The organism is Paenarthrobacter sp. CM16, assembly GCF_013179505.1.
Taxonomy (GTDB): domain Bacteria; phylum Actinomycetota; class Actinomycetes; order Actinomycetales; family Micrococcaceae; genus Arthrobacter.
The window spans coordinates 1-6,953 of record NZ_JABMCX010000246.1 but is presented as its reverse complement, the minus strand read 5'-3'; the positions used below and the strand labels follow the sequence as shown (position 1 = coordinate 6,953).

Annotated in this window: 7 protein-coding genes; 3 read left to right on the top strand and 4 right to left on the bottom strand. The window is 58.2% G+C overall.

Translation table 11 applies throughout. The features are described from left to right. Positions 1–250 precede the first annotated feature (250 nt). On the top strand, positions 251–787 hold the full coding sequence (locus tag HP499_RS18340) for a hypothetical protein (protein WP_172325620.1): 537 nt from the start codon (positions 251–253) through the stop codon (positions 785–787). 294 nt (positions 788–1,081) lie between these two features. Here the strand turns inward: HP499_RS18340 and HP499_RS18335 are convergent, their stop codons facing one another. Then, positions 1,082–2,062: a hypothetical protein gene (locus tag HP499_RS18335; RefSeq protein WP_172325619.1), complete on the bottom strand. Its 981-nt coding sequence runs from the start codon at positions 2,060–2,062 to the stop codon at positions 1,082–1,084. 95 nt (positions 2,063–2,157) lie between these two features. Between HP499_RS18335 and HP499_RS18330 the strand changes: the two genes are divergently transcribed. Together HP499_RS18330 and HP499_RS18325 are read left to right on the top strand one after the other, a co-directional pair. Then, positions 2,158–3,003 carry a hypothetical protein gene (locus HP499_RS18330; protein WP_172325618.1) on the top strand — a complete coding sequence of 282 codons (846 nt, stop codon included), beginning with the start codon at positions 2,158–2,160 and terminating at the stop codon, positions 3,001–3,003. 26 nt (positions 3,004–3,029) lie between these two features. Continuing rightward, the gene (locus HP499_RS18325) at positions 3,030–4,019 is read left to right on the top strand and encodes a hypothetical protein (protein WP_172325617.1); all 990 of its coding nucleotides are present in this window, start codon (positions 3,030–3,032) and stop codon (positions 4,017–4,019) included. Between the two features lie 151 nt (positions 4,020–4,170). Here HP499_RS18325 and HP499_RS18320 read toward each other — a convergent pair whose 3' ends face one another. The 3 genes from HP499_RS18320 to HP499_RS18310 form a co-directional block, all read right to left on the bottom strand. Next, positions 4,171–4,617, bottom strand: a complete 447-nt coding sequence (locus HP499_RS18320; RefSeq protein WP_172325616.1) for a DUF6262 family protein — start codon at positions 4,615–4,617, stop codon at positions 4,171–4,173. Then, the gene (locus HP499_RS18315; RefSeq protein WP_172325615.1) at positions 4,618–6,756 is read right to left on the bottom strand and encodes a tyrosine-type recombinase/integrase; all 2,139 of its coding nucleotides are present in this window, start codon (positions 6,754–6,756) and stop codon (positions 4,618–4,620) included. Beyond that, positions 6,743–6,953, bottom strand: a 211-nt coding sequence (locus HP499_RS18310; protein WP_172325614.1) for a tyrosine-type recombinase/integrase, incomplete at its 5' end; no start/stop codon positions are given. The genes HP499_RS18315 and HP499_RS18310, both read right to left, overlap by 14 nt.

Below are 6,953 nucleotides of genomic sequence, written 5' to 3'. Positions count from 1 at the left end.
ACAGACGAATACCTTCCCCACCTCAGCCTACGAACCCCCATAGTCCCCGCCACCCTAAGGAACGAAGCCGGAATCTACGGAGCCGCCATGCAAGCAGCAACCGCCCGTCCCCTTCTTACCGCCATGGTCTAAACGGCCCACCTACCCGCCGTCGACCAGCGCTGGAGAGGAGGTGCACCATGGCCGATGTTGCGCCACCCAGCGCACGATGGGTACGTAGCTGCCCCAATTCTGAGGAGAGCAACACGACTTGAATAGCCCCGAATTTGTCATCTTCCTCAACGGATCCTACGGCGTTGGGAAGACGTCCACGTTGAACCACATTGGTGATCTCATGGTCGAAGCGCTCAAGCCGTTCAGCCTGATGGACGCCGATTGGTTCCACCGCTCTTGGCCACCGGCCGCTCATGATCCCGCAAACGTCGTCATCGAAGCCGTCAACATGGCGGCCGTCTGGCGGAACTACAAAAGCACAGGGCCGCGGCAGCTCATTGTTAGCGGTGTGATCTCCAGTCCGCAGGATTGCGCGCGGTACGAAGCTGCCTTTGAATTGCCAGTGCGTCCCGTTCGTCTCATTGCCGAGGAACGGGACATTGAGAGCCGTCTCCGTCGCCGCTATACACAGGAGCAGGATGCAAGTCTCTTGTGGCATCTCGATCGCTACCGCGAGCTCCAGTCAAGATTGGCGCAGGCGGATTTGGACGAGAACATCATCGAAACATCCGGATGCGGGCCCCGCGATGTCGCCGCAAAAGTGCTAGAGCATTTCTCCATAACGAAGCCTTAATTCTCCACCTCGATGTGTCCTGCATCCTTGGAAATGGAACAGCCTTGGCGGGACGCTTTCCTTCCGGCTAAGTTGCTTCCGTTCGAGACCCGTAAATCCCTCAGGCTTGTCATCGACTAGTCGTGAAGCTCCAACCTTCTGCAAGGGCATTGTCCTAGAGGGTCAATGTTGTTTTCGTCTGCACGTACCCAACATGCCTCCCCTCAGATCCCCCTCTGACCTATGAAGCCGAGTTCAAGGCACTACTGCTGACGGTAAGAAACCCCTCGTCATCCATACGGACAACTACTAGGTTCATTCGCGGCCGCTGCTTATGTGGATTTCGATCTCTGGGCGGTCCCATATAAGTCTGAACGCTTGGCGGCGCTGGTAAACGACCGGCTCGATTATTTTCAGATCGCATAGACGGTCCAATGCCAACCCTGTAGCGTCGTCAGTCGCCGCCGCGAGGTCTATCGTAGAAAGAAGGTCCACAATAGACCCTATGCTCCCGATCCTCCCGTAAGCGATATCGCGTAGACCATATCGATACAGGCTTCGATTGACGATGATTCCATCATCGCTGTCAATAGCCCGGTGTGGTCTTCCGGGTTCGCCATCCATCTCAATCGTTCTCTGGCTGTGGCTGCCGAAGTAGTCTGAGGATTCATCTCCGAGACGGTTCAGAGCTTCTTCCTGGACGTCGGGATTGTAAAGCGCCCGGAGGATTCGGCTGGCTTGCCTTTGGGCCATTGTGGATGCGAGGTAGCCGACACCGATGACGGAGACTGCTGCCCAAAAAAGTGGATAGAACCAGTCCGATGGGAGTTCCACGTCGCCAACGTTGAAGTAGGTTCTGAGTCCGTAGGCCGAGAGTATGAGCGCTCCGGCCCCAGCGAACGGTAATGAGCGTGCTTTCGTGAAATCTGCCGACGCCTGGGTTGATGTGGCTTTGACGTTTGTCCTCATAGTCAGAGTTGCATCTGGACGGGAGGGAGCGGCTGTCGGCTCTTCGGCCAAGTTTTTTTGAATGGCCTCCACCATCTGACTCACGAGTGAAATGGGTACTAGATCTGTAGATAGGGGCACCCCTGTCTGGCCAGTCCCAAGAAGTTCACCGCGGGCCTCAATGAGAGCAACTTGTCGTGCGTGTTGCGCTGCGGTTGGTAGCGGCACTTGCAGGTCTCTGAGTTCGACGTTGATAGCGCTCAGGAGATTTTCTTTGGTCGGCTCGACACCGGGGCCGAGACCGATTCCCAGTCGCGCAGCGAGGTCAGGTATTCCAGGGTGGGGCATCCCCAAAACTTACCCTGCCGAGTGCTCCCCCGGCTTGGCGGTCTAACAACAACTGCATGCCCTGAGCAGGTCTACGAACGAAATAGGCTGATTCCATGCGCGCTGATGAATTGTGGATCGATAATCCTCTGGAGGGGTACCGAATCCTGAATCGAGAGAAGATCGAAGGAATCCTGACTGGGTCCCTTGTCGGGATAACGGATGTTGACGCAGCCGTTGCCTTGGCTCGTCTCGTGCATGATGAGTTCGAGTCGTTCGGGACTGGCGGCAATCCCTACGCTGATGAGCGAATGGATGCCGAGGATTCTGCCAGGGCATTGCTGGCGCTCCGACAGGTTCTTAAGCGGCTCAGAATCGAGTTCGATCCGCCTTTCAGAGATTTCCGGACATTCCGTCAATTTTGGATCAGGGAGGGTGCCTCAAACAGCTATCAAGCACGCCGAAATATATTGAGCCGCTTGTTCGACGACATCCACGAACGCCTGGTCCAGCTGGAGCTCTCCATGATCGAGTCAACGCTCAGCAGTCCAATCTCTCCCCGAGGAACAACGGGGTGGCCCCGAGTCGATGAAGAACTCGCGGAACTGCGCCGACACTTCAGCCAAGCCCGAACAGAGCAAGACTTCCGCAATGTCGGGAATGACTGCGTCATCGTTCTCGAATGCCTGAGCGCGACCGTCTACAACCCGAGCCGGCACCTCCAGGAGGATGCAGTCGAGCCCCCGGTCGGAAACACAAAGCAACGTCTCGATCGTTACGTCGAAGTGGAGCTTCAGGGCGCGGCTAACGCCGAGCTCCGTAAACTTGCGCGAGCCACCATTGAGTTTGCCCAGGCGGTCAAGCACCGCGGGACTGGCTCCCGAAGAGATGCTGGTATCGCCGCCGATGGTGTAATTCAGCTGGTCAACATTATGCGGCGAATTCTGCCAGACCTCGTTTAGGAGGCCGTAGCTCTAGGCTAAGGCGCATGGAGACTCCGAGCACTGGCTACACCGCACAGTCTCGTCATGCCGATTGGCCTTTTGGCGAGTACTACCGCAAACATACGGATCTTGCGGCCCATCTTCACGAAGTAGGGCGGCGGCACGCGAAGCGCGCCCTGCTGCTGTACACGTCCCAAGACGAGTTCGACCAATTGGACGCGGCCTACAGCGTCGGCTCTTCTGTCGAACTGTTGGCGAAGTCGTTGCTTGCCTTCGTCGACCCTGTCCTACTGATCCCTAATAATGCTGACGCAACCACCATACTCAAGTACTCCGGAACGAAAATCAGTGGCGTCGAGTATCCCGATGCTTTCGCCATCAGGTCTTTGGAAGCCAGTAAAGCTCTGGATCGCTTAAAGCAGATCAAACTGCTCCCACCATTGTGGGTTATGGCTGATCCCTCAGTTTTGAGTGTGCGAAATGCAGCCGCGCACATGGGTGTGGTGCATCAGGACATGCTGCGGAGCGCCATACGTCCGATGGTTCGCTTCGCTGAACACGTCCGACTGCACCACAAAGCAACCGCTCTGAGCTGGTGGGGCAAGGAGCTCTCCACTATCGCTCCGGAAATGGTCGAAGCCGACGCCCTCGAATGGCAGCAAGTGGTGCGGGCGAAAATTGCTGCCGCCCGTGTTCGCGTGGCCGAGCTGCACGCCAGCCTGCCCGCCAGGGCCGCAAACGGAATACTGTCCTCAATGGAGGGTTACTGGAGAACTCACATAGACCACAACGAAAAAATGAAATGCCCTGCCTGCGGCTTCAACGGATGGGCGGCAGGCGAAGCGGACAGAGGCGCCGGTGAACCCGACTACGACGAAGGCGGACCAACCTACTGGAGCAAACTCCATGTCCTGCATTTCGAATGCAATGTGTGTGGCTTGGAGCTGACCGACGAAGTAGAAATCAGCATTGCAGGACTGGAAGTAGACATCGAATTTCAGGACGAGGAATATTCCCCTGAACCGGACTATTAGACACATCGTCCGCCTAATGGCGCCCGTCCCGCTCGCTTAGAAAGTGGGACACCCGAGATGGGCCGCTCCGCAACCCGCTTTCCCGGGGCGTCGTTTTGTGTAGTGCCAAACGTCAGTGTGCCGGAACGGACTTTCACGCATCCTGTTTGGATCACACAGTGTCGGCAGGGGGGTGGAGATTCTGACGCCGGAGTTGGAGGATTTGGCCGTGGGCGGCTGCTAGGGCAGCTTCTAGTTCGGCGATCCTTTTGCGGCTGGTTGATCGTTCGTGGGTGAGTTTGGCAGTGAGTGTTCTGACTACGCTGCTGGTGTCGTGGTGCAGCGGGTCGTTCCGTGGGGCCTCCCGCGTTGGCGCGGCGGTGGACATAGTCGCGGCGGTGGACATAGTTTGGCCGCGAAGGTCCATGATGCGTTCTCGTAGGTCTGTGGTGCGGTAGAGGAAGTCTTTGGAGACCCTTGCCTCTATCGCCACAGTTTGGAAAGTGATAGGACTGCCGGTTCTGAGGAGTCTCCGAAGTCCCTCCTCGGCGCGGGTGATGGCAGCTTCTCTTTTTGCCTGCGCGGCCCGGAGCAGGTTCTCGGTGTTGCCCTTGACCATTTAGCTAGAGACCTGACGCGGCGCCCTGTGAACGTCGGAATCTGTTCGCGCTGTGGTGCCTGCTCCCGCTACTGGAGCAGCGCCGCGTGAGGGATCTTTGATCGCTTCGACGATATTTTCCAAGGCGCGCTGTTCTCTGCGACGTAGGGTCAGCCACACATGGTTCTCGCTCATAGGCTCACCGGTCCGCTGCCGGTGGGCATCCTGGCGTTTCTCGACCAAGGTGTCCAGTGCGACCAGCTCGCCCTCATGGACCCCGAGGAAGCGTTCGTCCGTGACAAACAGATCGCAGGTCAGGCATGCGTTGCCCTTGCCGCAAGTCTGCGCGGGAGGGAGCGTGCACCAACCATTGGGCAGGACACGGTCCGTGCGGGCATCCAGGGCCATGAGGTCGTACAGATCCTCCGAGGGCATGAGCGATGAGTTCCCCTCCACTGTGAGCTTCCGGTACTTGATGAACTCTGCTTTGGCGGTCGCGTCCAGGGTCTGGGCATAGTGCATGGTCATTTCGGGGGTGGTGTGGCCAAGGTATCGCTGAACGACGTGAAGTGGAACGCCGGCATTGAGCAGATTCGTGGCCTTGGTGTGCCGGAAGTTGTGGGTTCGGGCGAGCTTGAGTGGTTGATCATTTTCGTCACGAATGTCGGCGAGATCGACCAGCTTGCGCAGCTGGGTGCGGAAGACGTGGCTGCTGTAGGGGCGTTGGCCGTGGAGGTTGTTATGGTTTCGAATGAACAGGTACTGCGGCAGCGGGCCCATGATCTGGTTCCGCTCAAGGTGGTCTCTAAGCCAGCGCTGCTGTTCGGCAACGATCTCGACGGCCTCCGAGTCAATGAAGATCGTTTCGGGTGCTCCGTCGATCTTGGTCTGCTGGTATCGCAATTTCGCGATTCGCTCCGATCCGGTGTCTTCGGCTCCGGGTACCGGGATCAGTGGATTCACGTCGATCATGCAGATTTCGCTGGCGCGGCGGCCGGTGGACAGAAGCAGAAGAAGGATCCGCATTGCTTGGGGATCTCCCAGCCCTCCGTCCGACCTCGACGCAGCCAGTAGCGGTGCGTGGAGGGCGATTTGGGATATGGTGTGCTCGGAATAGAGCCGGGTTTCGTCGAGCGGCTTTTTCTTCGACTTTCGGGGGAGGTCGCCTGGGCGTATGAGGCGAAGGTAGTCAGGGGTCACTGCTGCCCAGCGGCCATCGATTCCGGCCTGCGCCGCGTCGTCGGCGTGATCGATCATGAATTCATAAAGTCCGCGGACCGCAGCAACGATCGAGGAAGTGCCTGAGTGCTCGCGTCGGCTGCCGCTTTGTGTCCTAAAGGCACTTTCCGTAAGGAAGTTGAGCATCAGGGTCCGGCACTCCTGCGGGTTCTTTGCCAGCAGAGGTGTATCGACATTTCGCCCGGTCAGGAACCTGCCGAATATCTTGATTCCGTTGTGTCGCTGTAGCGCTGTTGCCCATGCGATGTCGCCTCGCTCGAGCTCGGTCTTGACGTAGAACATCGCGCCCAGCCTCAACCACGATGGTGCGACCTCATGCCAGTGAATTGCAGTCGTTTTGGGAGGATTGTCCCGCTCTCGCGGGATCCGGGAGTCCAATTCCAGAGACCAGACTTCACGTTTCCACCATGGGCCGTCGTCGTAGGCGAACCACAATAACTTCGCAGCTCGGTCCAGTGCCCCGGCCATAGTCCTCAAAGTTGAGGGATTTGGCAACGCCCGGGTTCTTTTCACCCAGGAAACGCTGAGCTCCTTCCTCCACTGGGTCGGCGTGCGGTCCATCAGACTCTCCCAGCCATGCCCTTCTGCCTTTAACCTGCGCGATGTCTCTGCCAGTTCCCGCATGAGCAGCCCTAGCCCGGCGCATGGAACACGGCCTCCACCTTTGACGATGGACCAGATCACGTACTGCATCTCCCGGTGCATCACCTGCGGGAGCCCATCCAGATGAATGTTTCCGATCTTGGGGTGGTAGAAGGCAAAGAACGGCAGATACTGGGCCGGGATCGTGCTCCGGGTGTAGTGAAGCAACCGCATATCCGACGGGACTTGGTCGATCAAGCCGTGGTTTGCCTCGAAAGTAAAGGGGTTTCTGTTGTTGAGGCTCAGCGCCTCCAGAGTTCGTGCGTCAGCCGACTTCATCCGGGCTCCTCCATCGATTCGTCAGTGTCCTCCAGTCCGCAAGAGACTGGAGTTCTTCGTCATCGGTGACCCAGGCATACAGATCCAGAGTTGTCTGGACGTCGGAGTGTCCGAGCCGTCGACTCACCACATGGAGCGGGGCGCCGGCCAGGAGCATTGCCGTGGCATGGGTGTGGCGGAACCAGTGAGGCGTCCAG